Below are 17,533 nucleotides of genomic sequence, written 5' to 3'. Positions count from 1 at the left end.
CTTATCACAATCAGGTGTTGCGGATCTGTCGACCGCACGCATTTCCATTTCGTTCACCAAGTTGAAACGCGCCTTCCCCTAGAGTTGCGGGATAAGCCTCGGGGGAGGGGATTGGTGTTCGATCGCGTTGCCGCGCGCGCCTGCGCGTTTTTTGTGGCTTCCTGTGTCTCGGCCTTTATTGCCTTTGTTTCGGCGTCGTCGCCGGCATTTGCAGCCGGTGCGTTGGCGATTGGCAAATGCGGTGCCTATGGCCAGGCCTTTGACTACCCGCGCGAGGATGCTGCGCGGGCCGCCGCGCTGCAACAGTGCAAGGGCGGTGGCTGCACCGCCGTGCCAATGAAGCGCGCCTGTGCGGCTTTATCCATCGATATGAAAAATCCCTGCGGCCCCCATGGCTACGCGGTGGCGCCGCGCATTTCCAATGCGCTGAATGAGGCAACGAAGAAGTGCTACGGATTTGGCGGCAAGGAATGTGTCATCCGGGCCTGGGTTTGCGATGCCAAGGGCTGAACACAAGTCTTTCGCCAATAAAATGGCATAAAAACAATGACTTGAATGATTTAGCTTCCGGGGGATAATTTCTCTCTTGAAAATGACTGACTAGTCAGTCATATTAAATTCCATGAGCAGAGAGCCAAAATCCATCAGTGAATCTTCAAAGCCGTCAGCGACTGGGCGTAGGGGCTCAGCCGAGGGTGCTACCGATCGGGTTGCCGCTGGGCGCCCATCGAAGCGAGCCGTTGGAGCGAGTGAGCGGCGCGAGGCAATCGTCGCGGCGGCTCTCGAGGAATTCACGGCGCGCGGCTTTGCCGCGACGCGCCTTGACGATGTGGCTAAACACGCTGGGGTCGCGAAGGGCACGATCTACCTGCACTTCAAGGACAAGGAGGCCCTGTTTCAGGAGCTCGTGCGTACGGCGCTCGTGCCGCTGATTGCGAGCCTGTCCAATCCTCCGGCGATGGGAGGTTCGGTCCGCGGCATGATGGAAGGCTTCGCGGAGATGCTGGCGCGTGAAGTCGTTGGCACGAAACGTGGCGATATCGTGCGGCTGATTATCTCTGAAGGGACACGCTTTCCTGAACTGGCGGAGTTTTATTACCGCGAGGTTGTGGCGCACGGCGTCGCCGGAATGCGCAAACTGGTCGAGTACGGAATAGTGCGCGGCGAGATCCGCAACGAAGGACTGCTTGAGTTTCCGCAACTCGTCATCGCACCGGTGATCCTGTCCATCGTCTGGCAGGCGCTGTTCGGGACAATTGCGCCGCTCGACACAAAAGCGATGCTGCATGTCCATCTCGATCTGATTTTCAGTGAACGGAACGCGCCATGACAGCGGCTCGAAAGATTTTACGCGGCGTGGGTGTGCTGGCCTTGATGGCGCTGCTCACCGCCTGCGACAGCGACAAGAACCCCGGGTATCAGGGTTGGGTGGAGGCGGATCTTATCTTCGTCAGTCCTGACGAGCAGGGGCGCGTTGTTAAACTCAACGTACGTGAAGGCGATCATGTTGAAGCCGGTGCGCCGCTTTATTCGGTAGATGACGATCTGCAGCAGGCCGATCTCAATCAGAGCAAAGCAACGCTTGCAAACGCGAAGCAGACCTATGACCGCGCGGCGTCGCTGATCAAGACGGGCTCCGGCACGCAGGCTAGCCTCGATTCCGCGGAGTCTGCATTGCGGGTGGCGGAGGCGCGCGTGAACACGTCGCAAACCAAACTTGCCCGTCGACGAATGAATGCGCCGATCTCCGGCACAATTCAGCAGATTTATTTTCGCGAGGGTGAAACGGTGCCCGCCCAGCGGCCGGTGATTTCGATTTTGCCGCCCGGCAACATGAAGGTCCGTTTCTTTGTTCCGGAGCCGGAGCTGCCGAAGTTGAAAGTCGGCGACGAGGTTCGTGTGACGTGCGATGGCTGCGCAGATGACCTCAAGGCAACCATCTATTTCATTGCCACCATGGCGGAGTATACGCCGCCGGTGATCTACAGCCTCGATGAGCGCTCCAAGCTTGTTTATCTCATCCAGGCCCGTCCCAACAAACCGGACAGCCTTCGCGTCGGCCAGCCGGTGAGTATCTTCATGAATGGCAAAGCATCGTGACCAGCGAGACCGCGTCCGACATCGCCATTGAAGTGACCGGCCTGTCGAAATCGTTCAACGGGCGCGAGGTCGTGCATGATCTGTCGATGCAGGTGAAGCGCGGCTCGATCTACGGCTTCCTCGGGCCCAACGGCTCGGGCAAGACCACGACCATCCGTATGCTGTGCGGTTTGCTGACACCGGATAGCGGTGAGGGGACCTGCCTCGGCTATGACATTCGGCGCGATGCCGACAAGATCAAGCGGCATGTCGGCTACATGACGCAGCGCTTCAGTCTGTATCAGGATCTGTCGGTTCGCGAGAATCTCGAGTTCGTCGCGCGTCTCTATGGCGTGCGCGAGCCGAGGGCCGCGGCGCGTGACATGATCAAGAGGATCGGCTTGACGGGGCGCGAAGAACAACTCGCGGGTGAATTGTCCGGCGGCTGGAAGCAACGTCTTGCGCTGGGGGCTTGCACCTTACCTAGTCCGCAACTGCTGCTGCTTGATGAGCCGACGGCAGGTGTCGATCCCAAGGCGCGGCGTGATTTCTGGAATGAGATTCACGCACTGGCCGCTGAAGGCCTGACCGTGCTGGTGTCTACGCATTACATGGATGAAGCGGAACGTTGTCACGAGATCGCCTATATCGCCTACGGCAACCTGCTGACGCACGGCACCGTCGAAGACGTCATCGCCAAGTCCGCACTGACGACCTACACCGTGACGGGAGATGGCCTAAACAAGCTGACGGCTGATCTCACGGACAAGCCGGGTGTGGATATGGTCGCGCCCTTCGGTAACAATCTGCATGTGTCCGGTCGCGATGAAGCCGCGTTAGAAGCTGCAATCGCGCATTACAGGAACGAAAACGGCCTTATCTGGCACAAATCAGAACCGTCGCTGGAGGATGTTTTCATCGAATTGATGAGCCGTTCAAAGGATAACTTCCAATGAGCGCAACCGAAGTCACGAATGGCGGCGTGCGCGGCTTCTGGCAGCGCACCTTCGCAATGCTGACCAAGGAATTTATCCAACTGCGCCGCGATCGCGTGTCCTTTGCGATGATCGTGATGCTTCCGATCATGCAGCTGCTGTTGTTTGGCTACGCGATCAACACCACGCCGCGTCATCTCCCAACCGCTGTATTGTTGCAGGAGGATAGCGATCTCGGACGCTCAATTCTCAAAGCAATCCAGAACACCGCCTATTTTCGCTTCACGCAAGAAGTGCACACTGTGGCCGAATTCGACCAGCTTCTGGAATCCGGCAAGGTCCTGTTCGGCGTTGAGATCCCACGCGGCTTTGAGCGTGGTGTGCGGCGCGGGGACAGGCCTGCGCTGCTGGTGGCCGCCGATGCGACCGATCCAGTTGCGTCAGGTTCTGCCTTGGCTGCATTGGGACAACTGGTACAGACCGCTCTCAAGAACGATTTGAACGTCGGAGCCCCGCCAGCCATGCCGTTCGAAATCCGCACGCATGCGCGTTACAATCCCGCGGCAGCTTCGCGATTGAACATTGTGCCGGGCCTTGTTGGCACCATTCTCACCATGACCATGCTGATCTTCACTGCTCTATCAGTCACGCGGGAGATCGAGCGCGGCACGATGGAAAATCTGCTCGCCATGCCGATCACGCCAGTCGAGGTGATGCTCGGCAAGATCATTCCCTACATTCTTGTCGGCTTCCTGCAGGCGACCATCATCATCGCGCTGGGGTATTTTCTATTTGGCGTGCCGATCCTCGGCAGCCTGACGATGCTCGCCATTCTGTCCACGCTGTTCATCGCGGCAAACCTGTCGATTGGTTATACGTTCTCGACCATCGCGCAGAACCAGCTGCAGGCGATGCAGATGTCGATGATGTTCTTCCTGCCGAACATTCTGCTGTCCGGTTTCATGTTCCCGTTCGCAGGCATGCCGCAATGGGCGCAGTGGATCGGGGAGGCGCTCCCGCTGACGCACTACATTCGCATCGTGCGCGCCATCATGCTGAAGGGGGCCTCGATCGAGAGCCTGCAATATGACGCAATCGCTTTATGCGGCCTGATGCTGGTCGCAATGCTGATTGCTGTCACACGGTTCAGGCGCACGCTCGACTAAAGCGTGCGCCTTATGGTCACGCGGTCGCGGGAACGGCCGTCTGTTTGGGAGGCAGCTTCACCGAGATCACGGCGATGGCGGCGACAATGCACAGCGCGCCGGCAAAGAAGAAAGCGGGTAGGTAGCTGTCCAGCAGCGTCCGTGTCAGTCCTGCGCCGAAGGCGGCCGACGCAGATCCGATCTGGTGACCCACGAACACCCAGCCGAACACCATGCCTGCACGCTCCGGGCCAAAGTTCTTGACCGAGAGTTTGACTGTTGGTGGGACCGTCGCGATCCAATCGAGACCATAGAACATCGCGAACAGGGACAGCCCGTAGAACGAGAAGTCCGTGAACGGCAGGAACACCAGCGAAAGCCCGCGCAGGCCGTAGTACCAGAACAGCAGCCAGCGGTTGTTGTAACGGTCCGACAGCCAGCCGGACATGATGGTGCCGAAGAAGTCGAAGATGCCCATGGCAGCCAGCAGGGTCGCGGACGTGGTCGCTGGAATGCCGAAATCGGCACACATCGGGATCAGGTGCGTCTGGACGAGGCCGTTGGTGCTCGCGCCGCAGATGAAGAACGTCCCGAACAGGACCCAGAACACGCGGGTTTGGGACGCATCCTTCAACACCGTGAAGACGGTCGAGATCGTAGGCGGATGCGCGGGCTTCGCAACCGGAGTAGTGCCATCGTCACCGAAGGGAAGCATCTTCAGGTCGGACGGCCGGTCGCGCATGAACAGAAAGACGAGCGTCGCGGCGACGAGCAGCATCACGCACATCAGCCCTAACGCCGTGCGCCAGCCCATGGCGTCGGTCACATGCGCGAGGATGGGTAAGAATATCAACTGCCCGGTTGCCACGCTGGCAGACAGGATGCCGACCACAAGGCCGCGTCGCGCAACAAACCAGCGTGCTGCGACGGTCGCGCCGAGCACCATCGCCGTCATGCCTGTTCCAAAGCCGACGACGAATCCCCACAGCGCAATCAGATGCCACGCCTGCGTCATCGTAAGCGAGGCGAGAAGGCCCGCCGTGATAATCGTCAATGCCGAAATAACAACCTTGCGCAGTCCGAACCGCTCCATCAGCGCGGCGGCAAAGGGAGCCATCAGGCCGAACAACAAGAGGCGGATCGACAGTGCGGACGATATCTGCGTCGTGGACCAGCCGAATTCCTTTTCAAGCGGCAAGATGAAGACGCCCGGGGCACCGACCGAAGCCGAACTGATCAGCGACGTTAAAAACGTCACGCCCACGACCACCCAACCATAGTGAATGTCCCGCTTGGCGAGGCGTGTGGCGACCCATGACGATATCATTGCTGATCCTGGCTGGTTTTGGCGGTGTGGTACCACCCGACGAATGCGAAGTCTCTTGATATGATCTATATCATATAATTCAAGGCAATCGCATGTATTTTCCGGAAGGGGATGAAATCTCTGTGATTTCAGGCGTCTACGCGGATTAGCAGTCGATAAACACCTATGTCTTGTAGGCTATTGCAGTGTCAGGAGTTCGCGAGCGGCTCGATCAGGCAAGGTCTGGGTCAAATTGCGAAGCGACGAGATTGTCGATTCTGACGCCTTCGCGATCCGCAATGATCTCCGCGATGAACTTGCGGTGGCATGCATTGTGGTCGCGTTCATAACAGAGAATGCAGACAGGCCCGGCTTTCATGATCAGCGTATCAAGTTCGTCCATCTCTGCGCGGGCCTGCGGCGTCTTGAGATGGGCGTGATAGATTTTCGAGAGCGCTTTCATGTCGCCGCTGCGCGCAGCTAGGCGGCCCTCTTTCGGGGTGCCGAGACCGCGCAGATGAAGATAGGAGATGCCGCGTGCATCAAGCCCAGCCGCGAGCTGTGACTTCGAAAATCCGGGACGGCGAGAGGAGGCGACGGCCCGAACATCGATCAGCAGTTTGACACCGGCCTGTTCGAGTTCGTCGAGCACGGCTTTGGCCGGGGTCTGCTCATAACCAATGGTGAAAAGCTTCTTGGCTCTGGCCATATGCCGCCTCGCGCCGCCGGGTGATGATATCCTTTCAGTATCGCCTCATTTCACGCGTTCAATCAATTCCATGGCGCCTGCCGGCGCGCGGATTTTCCCCTCGTGAATAACATAGGCGAAGACGTCCCGAGGCTGCTTCTTGGCGGAGGTTTCGCCGGAGCGAGGCAGATCGTATGGCTCGCCGCCTTGCGCCCAAAGCTTCAGGCGATTTGCCCACGCATCGAGTTGCTTCGGCGGATAGCAGGTCTTCAGCTCATCGTTCCCCGTCTGCAGCCGCGCATACACGAAGTCCGTGGTGACATCGGCGATGGCCGGATATTTCGCATGATCGGCATAGACAACTGCAACCTCGAATTTGCGTAGCAGAGCGATGAAGTCTGGCGTACAGAAGCTGTCATGCCGCACTTCAACGACGTGACGCAGACTACGGCCGTCGAGCTCGCGCGGGAGCAGTTCAAGGAAGGCCCCAAAGTCGGCTTCATCGAATTTCTTGGTCGGCGCGAATTGCCACAGCACAGGGCCAAGCCGGTCGCGCAGTTCCAGGACGCCGGAATCGTAGAAGCGTTTGATGGAATCGCCGGCCTCGGCCAGCACCCGTCGATTGGTGGTGAATCTCGGTCCCTTCAGTGAAAAGATGAAGCCGTCGGGGACTTCACTAGCCCATTTGCGGAAGCTTTCCGGCTTCTGGGAACCGTAATAGGTGCCGTTGATCTCGATCGATGTCAGCTTGGACGCCGCGTAGGAAAGCTCCTTCGCCTGGGTGAGCTTCTCGGGGTAAAAAACGCCCCGCCAGGGGGCGAAGGTCCATCCGCCGATACCGATATAAATTTCCCCTGATTTCTTAGCCATTTCGCTTCTTCCCTGACCCTTGCGGAATATACTAGTCGTACCTATCTTCGTTTCAGCGGCGACGTTGCAGCCTCAGCTCCGTTGTCGAGACGACCACGAGAAGATACCGCGGGAGACTTGAGCGCGCCGGATGTACGCGCAGTCTTAGATCTCCAGGCGGGTCCCTTCGTGGTCGTTGGCATTTCTGGGCCCCATTCGTGGCTATTCCGACCCGTTTTCCGGTGGTTATACACGCTGATAAGCCCTGTGGGATATCTTGGCATCCCCCGGCGCCCCGGATATACGCTCTCCCATGACCGAGGCTTCCGTCCCTGGGGCAGCGACCGCACGGCAATTGTGCGTGGTGGTGCCGACCTTTAACGAGCGCGATAATGTTCCCAAGCTTTTTGCAAAGCTGGAGGCGGCGCTCGTCGGCATTTCATGGGAAGTCATTTTCGTTGATGACAACTCGCCGGACGGCACTTCGGATGTGGCGCGGAGCCTGGCGCAATCCGATCCCCGGGTGCGCTGTATCCGCCGTATCGGCCGGCGCGGATTGTCCGGGGCCTGCATCGAAGGCATCCTGGCGTCGTCTGCGCCGTTCGTGGCGGTCATGGACGCTGACCTGCAGCACGATGAAACGCAGCTTCCGAAGATGCTTGCACTGCTGCAGGACAAGCAGGCCGAACTCGTCGTCGGCAGCCGCTATGTCAGTGGTGGTGACACGGGTAATTTCGACAGCACGCGGCTTGGTGGAAGCGTCTTTGCGACGACAATCGCGAAGAAGGCGCTGCATATCGATATCGCTGATCCTATGAGCGGATTTTTCATGATCCGGCGGGACCGCTTCGAGCAGCTGGCGCCCGCACTGTCTGTGCAAGGCTTCAAGATTCTTCTCGATATTATCGCGTCGGCTCATGGCAAGCTGCGCGTCGTCGAGGTTCCTTATTCCTTTGGCGAGCGTCTGTATGGTGAGAGCAAGCTGGATTCCAGAGTGGTGCTGGACTTCCTCGGACTTGTCCTCGCGAAGGTGACGCGAGATCTGGTCTCGCTCCGATTTGTCCTATTTGCGTTGGTGGGATCGCTTGGCCTCTTGGTCCATCTCATCACGCTCTATGCTGCGCTTGCACTCTCCGTTCCGTTCGCGCATGCGCAGGGCTTTGCCGCGCTCGTCGCCATGACCGGAAACTTCCTGCTCAACAATCGCCTGACTTACCGGGATCAACGACTGAAGGGCTTCGCGCTGATCCGGGGTCTGTTGCTGTTTTATCTTGTCTGTAGCGTCGGGCTTCTCGCCAACGTCGGCGTTGCGTTCTCCGTCTATAACCAGGAGCCAATCTGGTGGCTCGCGGGTATTGCCGGCGCGCTGATGGGTGTGGTGTGGAATTATGGCGTGTCGAGCCTGTTCGTCTGGCGCTCCAAATGACTTCGGACGTGTTGAAGCCTCGTAGCGCGGCGTTGATCGTCGGCGCCTTGGTGCTGCTTCGGCTTGTGGTCGCCGCGGTCACGCCACTGACCTTCGACGAAGCCTACTACTGGACTTGGTCCAAGCACCTCGCGGGCGGGTACTACGATCATCCGCCGGCGGTCGCGCTCGTAATTCGCCTTGGCACGATGATCGGGGGCGACACCACGTTCGGCGTTCGTCTCGTGTCCATCCTGTTGGCGCTTCCCATGAGTTGGGCTGTGTATCGGACGGCTGAGATTCTGTTCAGTGATGTGCGGATCGCGGCTCTTGCGACCATTCTTCTCAACGCAACGATGATGGTCGCGGCGGGGACAGTCATCGTGACCCCTGATGCGCCGCTGATGGTGGCATCGGCGTTTGTTCTGCTGTTCCAGGCCAAGGTGTTGCAAACTGGCCGGGGTGTCTGGTGGCTTGCAGTCGGCGCGGCGGTGGGATGTGCGTTGGTATCGAAATACACCGCGCTGTTCTTCGGCGCGCAGATCCTGTTGTGGCTGGTATTTGCAAAGGACATGCGCCGCTGGCTGATGTCACCGTGGCCATATCTCGGTGGTGTGCTGGCTTTTGCGATCTTCTCACCGGTGGTGCTCTGGAACGCTGATCATCAATGGGTCTCGTTCATCAAGCAATTAGGGCGCGCGCGCGTCGAGGGAATGACTCTCAAATTCCTCGCGGAGACGATCCCTGCACAAATCGCCTTTGCAACACCGTCGGTCTTTATTCTCGGTATCTTTGGCCTCTATGCGTTGTTGAAACGCAGTGAAAGTACGTCTGACAAAGATGCTGCAGCACGGACGCTGATCAACACGAGTTGCTGGATCATCTTCATCTATTTCATCTGGCATTCTCTGCACGCTCGTGTCGAAGCGAATTGGCTGGGGCCGGTCTATCCCGCGTTTTCGATCGCCGCGGCCTATGCCGCATTCGGCAGGACCTGGGCCGCCCGCGAACAGCGCACAATCGATCTGTCGCGCCGTTGGGCGTTGCCCATCGGAGTAGCGCTGTTCGTTGCCCTGATCGTGCAGACCAATACCGGAGTTTTCACCGGCTTCCGTCGTGATCCGACCGTCCGTGCTGTTGCCGTGGGCTGGCGCGAACTGGCGAATGAAATTGAAGCGACGCGTATTCGCATTGGCGCAAGCTGCGTGGTGGCGGAAGACTATGGCACCACATCGTTGCTTAGGTTCTATCTGCCCAAGGAAACGTGTGTTGCACAGCGCAACCAGCGAATTCGCTGGGTCAACATGCCAGAGCCTGATCTTGCCTCGTTGAAGGGCAAGATCCTTTTGGTCGGCGATGTTTATCCGGATGGTCCGGAGCACCTGGCGGGAAAATACGAGCACGTCGAGAAGCTTGGGAATATTGAGCGCAAGCGAAGCGGGGTTGCGGTCGAAACTTACCAGCTTGCTGTTCTGGATACCGCAAAAGGTGACCCGCTCGACCGCTCGCTGCCTCCCGAGCTTGGCGGACCGCTGCGTTAGGTGGTCGCCGCTGAGGCGGCGCCAAGAGCCGCTCGCAGACGCAGGATTGCGTGATTTCTCATCAATTCGTTTCGATCACCGAGCTCAAGCACCCGAACCGAAGCTCCGCGCGGGCGTTATCTCCCCGATAAGGGAGACCCCGATGAACGTCAGACCTGCTGCAGAACTCGCGAAAGCCCACGGCACGCATTATCCTAATGAAAGTGAGGCCTACCGTAGGGCGCGCACCGCGTTGCTCGCGGAGGAGATTGATCTGCGTCGCCGTATTGAGCGTGTCGCTGAGATGCGCCGGGCGCTTCCGCCGGGCGGCGCAGTGCAAAAAGATTACAGTTTCCACGGCGAGAGCGGACAGGTCTCGTTCAGGCAGCTGTTCGGCGACAAGCAAACGCTTGCGATTTACTCTTATATGTTCGGCCCGCAGCGCAAGGAGCTATGCCCCATGTGCACGTCCCTGATGGGCGCGTGGGAGAACGTGGTTCCCGGCATCGAGCAGCGCATTGCATTTGTTTGTATTGCCCGTTCACCGTTCGAGCGATTGGCTGCAGCCAAGGAAGCACGTGGTTGGCACAAGCTGGCAGTCTACTCTGACAGTAGTGGTGATTTCACTCGCGACTACGTCAGCGCCGAAGACGCGGACATCCCGGCCTATAACGTTTTTACGCGCCGAGACGGGACGATCCGCCATTTCTGGAGCAGCGAGATGGGCGCGGGTACGGCCGATCCTGGTCAGGATCCCCGGGGGGCCCCAGATCTCGATACGCTTTGGACTATTCTTGACACCACGCCGGAAGGGCGCGGAAGCAACTGGTATCCGAAGTTGAACTATTAGTGGCCATCTACATGAGGGAGGATGCTCATGTCCCGGAAAGCAAAACCCATTCGGGAAGGATTCGATACGGTCACGCCGTACATCGTAGCTGATGACGCCAAGACCATCATTGCCTTCATGCAGAAGGCGTTCGGTGCAAAGCTGGATCATCCGCCGACGATGCGCCCGGATGGCAAGATCATGCACGCGTTGATGCGGATCGGCTCGTCGCGGGTGATGATTGCGGATTCGTCCGATCGTGCGATGGCATCACCCGTGATGCTCTATGTTTATGTTCCGGACGTCGATGCCGTTTATCAATCCGCGATCGCAGCGGGGGGCACCTCGATCATGGAACCTTCGGACATGTTCTACGGCGACCGCAGTGGCGGTGTCACCGATATCGCGGGCAATCAATGGTTCATCGGCACGCGCATCGAGGACATCGCGCCGGAAGAATTACAAAAGCGTGCCGACATTATGTTCAAAGACAACGCCGCCTAAGCGTTTTCTCGCGAAACGTCCGCTGTGCAAGCAAGATTCATCGCTTTCCGATGAATCTTGCAAATATTGTGGCGTCGGCAGGCCTAAGCCGACACAGGCATGCAGTCCGCGCACGCGAGCCAGTCGTCGATCACTTCAGATGTGAAGATATCGATCGGAACTCCTCCAATGGCCGATGAGTTTTCTCGTTGCTATCGGAGGACTAAAGACCATGGCATCACGAAAGATTCTCGGTTTGGTTGCGGCGGTTGCCGTACTTTCTGGCGGGTCGACGCTCGCTTTTGCGCAAGGCACAGATCAACAACGCGAAGCTTGTACGCCGGACGCATTCCGCCTGTGCGGACAGTTCATGCCGGATGCGGGGCGTGTCGAGGCGTGTTTGAGAAATGCAGGACCGAGGCTAAGTCCCGCCTGTTACGTGGTTTTCAACCCGCCGCGTGACGATTCTTCACAGCGCTCTGGGCGTCGCAGGTATGTGCCGCCACCGCAATCTCCACCGCCTTCCCGCTATGAAGACGATAACGATGACGATTAAGGGGTGTCATCCCGTCTTCAGCGGATCTTCCGTAGAATTTGTAATCGGGCCGTTTGAACCGCTGCTCAGGTGAGGGCGACCCACAGGTGTAAACTCGCACCTTAGTGGAGCCCGATCATGAAGCGCCTCGTGACTGCAGCAGCACTGCTGCTCGCCGGCAGTGTGGCTGCTTTTGCCGACGCGTCAGTTTATGTCTCGCGGCCAGACAAAAGCGATGCCGAACTCCAGGCGGCGACACGAACCTGCGATCAACAGATCGGTTCCGTAAGAGACGGGACGATCCCGTCGGCTGCCTATAACAAATGCATGAGACGCTTTGGCTGGCTCTATCAAAAAACTATCCGTACGCCGCGCGACCGCACCTGGATCGATCCCGAAACGGGCGACCTCCGTTATGACACTGAGTAATTATGGTCAGTTCTTCATCGGCAGCCTCCCAAATTTGGTGTGAGGGCGTTTGAACCGGATCCCTGATATGTCGCGACCCACGGGTGTTACGCGCCACTTGGAGCTTGGACCGCGGCGTTTCTCGCGCTTGCTTCGACCGTAAGCCGGTCAATACGACATTCACGCCGTCGTCGCTGTCCTATAGGCATGTCGCCGCTGTCCCTTATCGAGTTGAATGATGACGTTTATTTTATTGCTCGCCGCTTTGGCGCCGCTCGCACTTGTAATCTTGGCAATCCGCAATGGCTTTGCGCGCAAACATAACATGGTTGCACGGAGCAACACCGCCGCTTCTGGATTTGATACTTCCAGCACTGGAAGCTTGTTCCCAATCGACTATGGCGTATTGGCTGAGAGCCGCGGAAGTGCGGATGCCAGCGACAGCTCGTCATGCAGTAGCAGTGAGAACGGCAGCGACGGAGGCGGTGGCAGCTGCGATAGTGGTGGCGACAGCGGAGGCGGCGGCGGCGGTGGAGACTGAATCTTTCTGCTTCCCCGGCGCATCGACTTCAAAGTGTAATCCGTCTGAAATCTATATGGGCCGCCGCTTGCTGCTGAACCTAGCTGGATGGCACGCCGACTAACATTTGAGTTGCTTTCAGATTTCTCTTGATTGTCGTCGCGAAGGGCTGGAGCCATGCGCCAAAATGCTTTTTTCATAGTCTGTACAATCGCACTGTCGTTTGGCGCCGCCATCCTGGCGCCATCCTTGGCGCTGGCAGAGACAGACGATGCCAAGACTTGCATCGAGGACTCCGGCGATCCGGCGATTGCGGCATGTACGCGCGCGATCGATGCGGGTACTGCTCAGGGCCATGCGCTGGCGTATCTGCTCTACGGACGCTCCATAGAGTTCAAGCATAAGGGAAATATTGACCGCGCTATCGCAGATCTCGACGAAGCCATTCGTCTCGATCCTAATTATGCACGTGCCTTCTATGCTCGCGGCAATGTCTGGGCGGACAGACATAACGACGATCACGCCATTGCCGATTACAGCGAAGCTATTCGTCTCGACCCGAAGGACGCGGATTCCTACAACAACCGCGGCAGTGTGTGGCTCATGCGGGGCGACTACGACCGCGCCATGGCGGATTATAACGAAGCCGTCCGTATCAAACCGACTGATCCTGACGGCTTCTCCAACCGCGGCAATATCTGGCATCTGAAGCACGACGATGATCGTGCCATTGCCGATTACAGCGAGGCGATCCGTCTCAATCCGAAAGACGCCTGCGCTCTCTACAATCGGGGCAGCGCGTGGGATGCCAAAGGCGACTACGATCGTGCCATCGCGGACTACAACGAGGCCATTCGCCTGCAGCCGACCTACGCCGCCGCAATTTCGAATCGCGGTCTTGCGTGGAGCAACAAAGGGGATAACGACCGCGCCATCGCGGACTTCAACGAGGCGATCCGTCTCAATCCGAAGGGCAGCCCGTACTATATCAATCGCGCCGGAAGTCTCTCTGAGAAGGGCGAATACGACCGCGCCATCGCCGACTATACCGCGGCCCTTCAACTCAGTCCTAACTACGCGCTTGCGTTCTACGGGCGCAGCATCGCGAAAGAGCGCAAGGGCGATATCGAGGGCAGCGCTGCGGACATGGCCTCCGCGCAGAAGCTCGACCCCGGTGTCGCCAACTGGCGCCAGCGCTCCGGGCATTAGGCGATAGCAAAAAAAACCGGCATCGCTGCGTGCGTGCGACGGTGCGCTATAGCTAGCTATTTACAAGAACGAAAATTGCTGTATTTGTCCTTTTCAACTCTGCGGAATACTCCGCCTACGAGATGACCATGTTGAACCGCACGACCAATCCTGCATGCACGATGCGTCTGCCGAATATTCGGCAGGCTCTTTCGCGCGTGCAAGCGCCAGTCAATGCGGCGAGACCAGCAGTCAATCTTACGAAATAAGCGGCAGCAACTTTTCCTCTGCCGTGTCGGCAGAGAGAAATCCGCACTGCGTCCACAGACACCTGCGTTCTCCAAATTTCTCTGCCTCAGTGATGCGAGCTGGCATGCCTCGCGGGGTCGTATGCCTGTCGACTTGCACCGTCATCGCGGTGCCGGATCGATGTCGCTTGAGGCAACTTAGGAGTTTGAGAAATGAGGTCTGATCCTTACCGGGAGCGTGCGCGGGCTTTGGCTGTGGAGGCGGGACTTGATCCCGATGCCAAGATCGATAGGCCCGGTCAGCGTCCAATGCCGCTGTGGTGTACGTTCCGCGATGCTGCGCGGAAGGAGCATCTCGTGCGCGAGGCTGAAGCACTGAGCGCAGATGTCGTCACGAGGCAACAAGCTCCGCAGTACCGCAATAGTCCGCTGAAGATCTTCGGAAAGCACGAAGATGCCACGATCGCTCAGATGCGTAACTGTATGTCGATCGGCAATGCAGTTGCCGGCGTGATCTGTGCCGATGGTCATCTTGGTTATGCGCAGCCTGTCGGTGGTGTGATCGCCTATGAGAAGCAGATCAGCATCTCTGGAGTCGGCTTCGATATCGGCTGCGGTAACATGGCGGTCCGGCTCGATACCCCTTTCCATGCGATCAAGGACAAGGTCGGTGACATCATCAAGGATGTCCATCGTACGATCTCGTTTGGTGTCGGACGGCGCAACGATGAACGCGTCGAGCATGAATTGTTCGACGATGGCGATGCCTGGCGTGAATCCGATATGCAGGCTTACCGTCAGAAGGCGGTGTCGCAGCTCGGCACGGTGGGCTCAGGTAACCACTATGTCGATCTGATGCACGATGGGGACGGGTTTGTCTGGATCGGGGTCCACTTCGGAAGCCGCGGTCTTGGTCACACCAGCGCGACACGCTATCTGAAGGCCGCGGGCGGTAAGGACGGGATGAATGTTCCTCCTGCCGTCATCGACGAGGATAGCGAGATCGGGAAGCGCTATATCGCCGCGATGCAGCTAGCGGGCCGCTATTCATATGCCGGTCGCGAGTGGGTCGTCGATCGCGTCCGCAAGATCATTGGCGGAAGCGTGACCGACATGGTTCATAACCATCATAACTATGCGTGGCGTGAGACGCATGATGGCCGTGATCTGTGGGTGGTGCGAAAGGGCGCGACACCGGCGTTTCCCGGGCAGCGCGGCTTTGTCGGTGGGTCGATGGGAGATGATGCTGTCATTATCGAGGGAGTGGATTCTCCTGAAGCGAAGGCCTCGCTTTACTCCACGGTCCACGGCGCAGGCCGCTTGTTCGGGCGCAGGGAGGCAAAGCGGCGCTTCACGCGAGTGCAGATGGAAACGTGGCTTCACTCGCGAGGCGTCACACTCGTCGGGGCAGATCTCGATGAGAGCCCAATGGCCTACCGCCGTTTGCCCGAGGTGCTCGCAGAGCATGCCGGGTCGATCAGGGTGCTGCACACACTGCGTCCCTTCGCTGTCGCGATGGCAGGCGAGGAAGAATTCGATCCGTTCAAGGATTGAGTTTTGGCGGCTCGCATTTTCGAAAAGCTGAAGGGCGCGGTTGCACCGCGCCCTTTTTTCCATGGCAGACTTTTTGCTTTGCGGTTCGCTTTGCTGGCGCAAGCAAAAACCCCGGCATCGCTGCCGGGGTTTTGTATTTTGTATCGCTTTGAAGCGGAGACGTTGGACTTAGAAGTCCATGCCGCCCATGCCGCCGCCCGGAGGCATGCCGCCGCCCGGAGCGTTCTTCTTCGGCAGCTCGGCGATCATCGCCTCGGTGGTGATCAGGAGCGAAGCAACCGAAGCTGCGTTCTGGATCGCTGCACGCACGACCTTGGTCGGGTCGATGATGCCCTTGGAGACGAGGTTGACGTATTCGCCCGACTGCGAGTCGAAGCCGTAAGCATACTGATCCTTCTCGAGGATCTTGCCGACGATGACCGAACCGTCTTCGCCAGCATTCATGGCGATCTGGCGGGCCGGAGCGGAGAGCGCCTTGCGCACGATCTCGACGCCGGTCTTCTGGTCGTCGTTCTTGGTGCGGATGCCCTTGAGCTGCTCGGAAGCACGGAGCAGAGCGACGCCGCCGCCCGGCACGATGCCTTCTTCAACCGCAGCGCGGGTTGCATGCATCGCGTCATCAACGCGATCCTTGCGCTCCTTCACTTCGACTTCGGTCGCGCCGCCGACGCGGATCACCGCGACGCCGCCTGCGAGCTTGGCGAGACGCTCCTGGAGCTTCTCACGGTCGTAGTCCGAGGTGGTTTCTTCGATCTGCGCCTTGATCTGGGCAACGCGAGCTTCGATGTCGGCCTTCTTGCCGGCACCGTTGACGATCGTGGTGTTTTCCTTGTCGATCATCACCTTCTTGGCGCGGCCGAGCATCTGCAGGGTCACGTTCTCGAGCTTGATGCCGAGGTCTTCCGAGATCGCCTGGCCGCCGGTCAGGATCGCGATGTCCTGCAGCATGGCCTTGCGGCGATCGCCGAAGCCTGGAGCCTTGACGGCAGCAACCTTCAGGCCGCCACGCAGACGGTTGACCACGAGGGTTGCGAGGGCTTCACCTTCGACGTCTTCAGCAACGATGACGAGCGGCTTGCCGGTCTGCACCACGGCTTCGAGCAGCGGGAGCAGTTCGTTCAGCGAGGAGAGCTTCTTCTCGTTGATGAGGATGTAAGCGTCGTCGAATTCAACGCGCATCTTGTCGGCGTTGGTGACGAAGTAGGGGGAGATGTAGCCACGATCGAACTGCATGCCTTCGACGACGTCGAGTTCGGTCTCGAGCGACTTGGCTTCTTCAACCGTGATGACGCCCTCGTTGCCGACCTTCTTCATCGCGTCGGCAAGGAACTTGCCGATTTCGGCGTCGCCGTTGGCGGAGATGGTGCCGACCTGGGCGATTTCCTCGTTCGAGGTGACCTTCTTGGAGTTCTTGACGAGGTCTGCGACGACAGCTTCAACCGCGAGGTCGATGCCGCGCTTCAGGTCCATCGGGTTCATGCCGGCGGCGACCGACTTGGCGCCTTCCTTCACGATCGCCTGAGCGAGCACGGTTGCGGTGGTGGTGCCGTCACCGGCGAGGTCGGCCGACTTCGAGGCCACTTCGCGCACCATCTGGGCGCCCATGTTCTCGAACTTGTCTTCAAGTTCGATGTCCTTGGCGACGGTGACGCCGTCCTTGGTGATGCGGGGAGCGCCGAACGACTTGTCGAGGACAACGTTACGGCCCTTCGGACCGAGCGTCACCTTCACTGCGTTGGCGAGGATGTCGACGCCGCGCAGCATCTTGTCGCGTGCGTCTACGCCGAATTTAACTTCTTTGGCTGACATATTGGGTTTCCTTAGAGTTCAGGAAGATTTTG

At 58.7% G+C, this 17,533-nt stretch carries 16 protein-coding genes; 12 read left to right on the top strand and 4 right to left on the bottom strand.

Annotated elements, in window-relative coordinates; all coding sequences use genetic code 11:
- The first annotated feature begins 114 nt into the window (after window positions 1-114).
- From ACZ5C3_RS20335 to ACZ5C3_RS20315, 5 genes are all read left to right on the top strand, one after another.
- Entirely contained in the window at window positions 115-510 is a 396-nt protein-coding gene (locus ACZ5C3_RS20335) for a DUF4189 domain-containing protein (protein ID WP_464032501.1), read from the top strand.
- A 112-nt stretch (window positions 511-622) separates the two neighbouring features.
- Window positions 623-1,330, top strand: coding sequence for a TetR/AcrR family transcriptional regulator (locus ACZ5C3_RS20330; protein WP_464032500.1), 708 nt, complete (start codon window positions 623-625; stop codon window positions 1,328-1,330).
- Complete coding sequence (locus ACZ5C3_RS20325; protein WP_464032499.1) at window positions 1,327-2,100, top strand: HlyD family secretion protein; 774 nt, start codon at window positions 1,327-1,329, stop codon at window positions 2,098-2,100. Before ACZ5C3_RS20330 ends, ACZ5C3_RS20325 begins: the two co-directional genes overlap by 4 nt.
- Window positions 2,097-3,035, top strand: coding sequence for an ABC transporter ATP-binding protein (locus ACZ5C3_RS20320; RefSeq protein WP_464032497.1), 939 nt, complete (start codon window positions 2,097-2,099; stop codon window positions 3,033-3,035). The genes ACZ5C3_RS20325 and ACZ5C3_RS20320 overlap by 4 nt, the downstream gene beginning before the upstream one ends.
- The gene (locus ACZ5C3_RS20315; protein ID WP_464032495.1) at window positions 3,032-4,180 is read left to right on the top strand and encodes an ABC transporter permease; all 1,149 of its coding nucleotides are present in this window, start codon (window positions 3,032-3,034) and stop codon (window positions 4,178-4,180) included. The genes ACZ5C3_RS20320 and ACZ5C3_RS20315 overlap by 4 nt, the downstream gene beginning before the upstream one ends.
- A 16-nt stretch (window positions 4,181-4,196) precedes the next feature.
- Here ACZ5C3_RS20315 and ACZ5C3_RS20310 read toward each other — a convergent pair whose 3' ends face one another.
- From ACZ5C3_RS20310 to ACZ5C3_RS20300, 3 genes are all read right to left on the bottom strand, one after another.
- Window positions 4,197-5,486 carry an MFS transporter gene (locus ACZ5C3_RS20310; protein WP_464032494.1) on the bottom strand — a complete coding sequence of 430 codons (1,290 nt, stop codon included), beginning with the start codon at window positions 5,484-5,486 and terminating at the stop codon, window positions 4,197-4,199.
- A 211-nt stretch (window positions 5,487-5,697) separates the two neighbouring features.
- On the bottom strand, window positions 5,698-6,174 hold the full coding sequence (locus ACZ5C3_RS20305; protein WP_464032492.1) for a DUF488 domain-containing protein: 477 nt from the start codon (window positions 6,172-6,174) through the stop codon (window positions 5,698-5,700).
- 45 nt (window positions 6,175-6,219) lie between these two features.
- Window positions 6,220-7,023: a DUF72 domain-containing protein gene (locus ACZ5C3_RS20300; RefSeq protein ID WP_464032491.1), complete on the bottom strand. Its 804-nt coding sequence runs from the start codon at window positions 7,021-7,023 to the stop codon at window positions 6,220-6,222.
- Between the two features lie 292 nt (window positions 7,024-7,315).
- Between ACZ5C3_RS20300 and ACZ5C3_RS20295 the strand changes: the two genes are divergently transcribed.
- From ACZ5C3_RS20295 to ACZ5C3_RS20265, 7 genes are all read left to right on the top strand, one after another.
- Window positions 7,316-8,428, top strand: coding sequence for a glycosyltransferase (locus ACZ5C3_RS20295; RefSeq protein ID WP_464032489.1), 1,113 nt, complete (start codon window positions 7,316-7,318; stop codon window positions 8,426-8,428).
- A complete protein-coding gene (locus ACZ5C3_RS20290) occupies window positions 8,425-9,948 on the top strand; it encodes a glycosyltransferase family 39 protein (protein ID WP_464032487.1) in 1,524 nt (507 codons plus the stop codon). The genes ACZ5C3_RS20295 and ACZ5C3_RS20290 overlap by 4 nt, the downstream gene beginning before the upstream one ends.
- A 142-nt stretch (window positions 9,949-10,090) precedes the next feature.
- The gene (locus ACZ5C3_RS20285) at window positions 10,091-10,777 is read left to right on the top strand and encodes a DUF899 family protein (protein WP_464032485.1); all 687 of its coding nucleotides are present in this window, start codon (window positions 10,091-10,093) and stop codon (window positions 10,775-10,777) included.
- A 27-nt stretch (window positions 10,778-10,804) separates the two neighbouring features.
- The gene (locus ACZ5C3_RS20280; protein ID WP_464032483.1) at window positions 10,805-11,260 is read left to right on the top strand and encodes a VOC family protein; all 456 of its coding nucleotides are present in this window, start codon (window positions 10,805-10,807) and stop codon (window positions 11,258-11,260) included.
- A 652-nt stretch (window positions 11,261-11,912) separates the two neighbouring features.
- On the top strand, window positions 11,913-12,203 hold the full coding sequence (locus ACZ5C3_RS20275) for a hypothetical protein (RefSeq protein ID WP_464032482.1): 291 nt from the start codon (window positions 11,913-11,915) through the stop codon (window positions 12,201-12,203).
- Window positions 12,204-12,879: 676 nt separating this feature from the next.
- The gene (locus ACZ5C3_RS20270; RefSeq protein WP_464032479.1) at window positions 12,880-13,911 is read left to right on the top strand and encodes a tetratricopeptide repeat protein; all 1,032 of its coding nucleotides are present in this window, start codon (window positions 12,880-12,882) and stop codon (window positions 13,909-13,911) included.
- A gap of 440 nt (window positions 13,912-14,351) precedes the next feature.
- Window positions 14,352-15,692: an RtcB family protein gene (locus tag ACZ5C3_RS20265; RefSeq protein WP_464032477.1), complete on the top strand. Its 1,341-nt coding sequence runs from the start codon at window positions 14,352-14,354 to the stop codon at window positions 15,690-15,692.
- Between the two features lie 168 nt (window positions 15,693-15,860).
- On the opposite strand, the gene groL is transcribed toward ACZ5C3_RS20265, so the two are convergent.
- Window positions 15,861-17,501, bottom strand: a complete 1,641-nt coding sequence (gene groL, locus ACZ5C3_RS20260; RefSeq protein WP_464032475.1) for a chaperonin GroEL — start codon at window positions 17,499-17,501, stop codon at window positions 15,861-15,863.
- Between the last annotated feature and the right edge of the window lie 32 nt (window positions 17,502-17,533).

The organism is Afipia dichlorophenoxyacetatis (assembly GCF_055386385.1).
The sequence above is the reverse complement of the archived record's forward strand: the minus strand, read 5'-3'. Positions and strand labels throughout refer to the sequence as shown.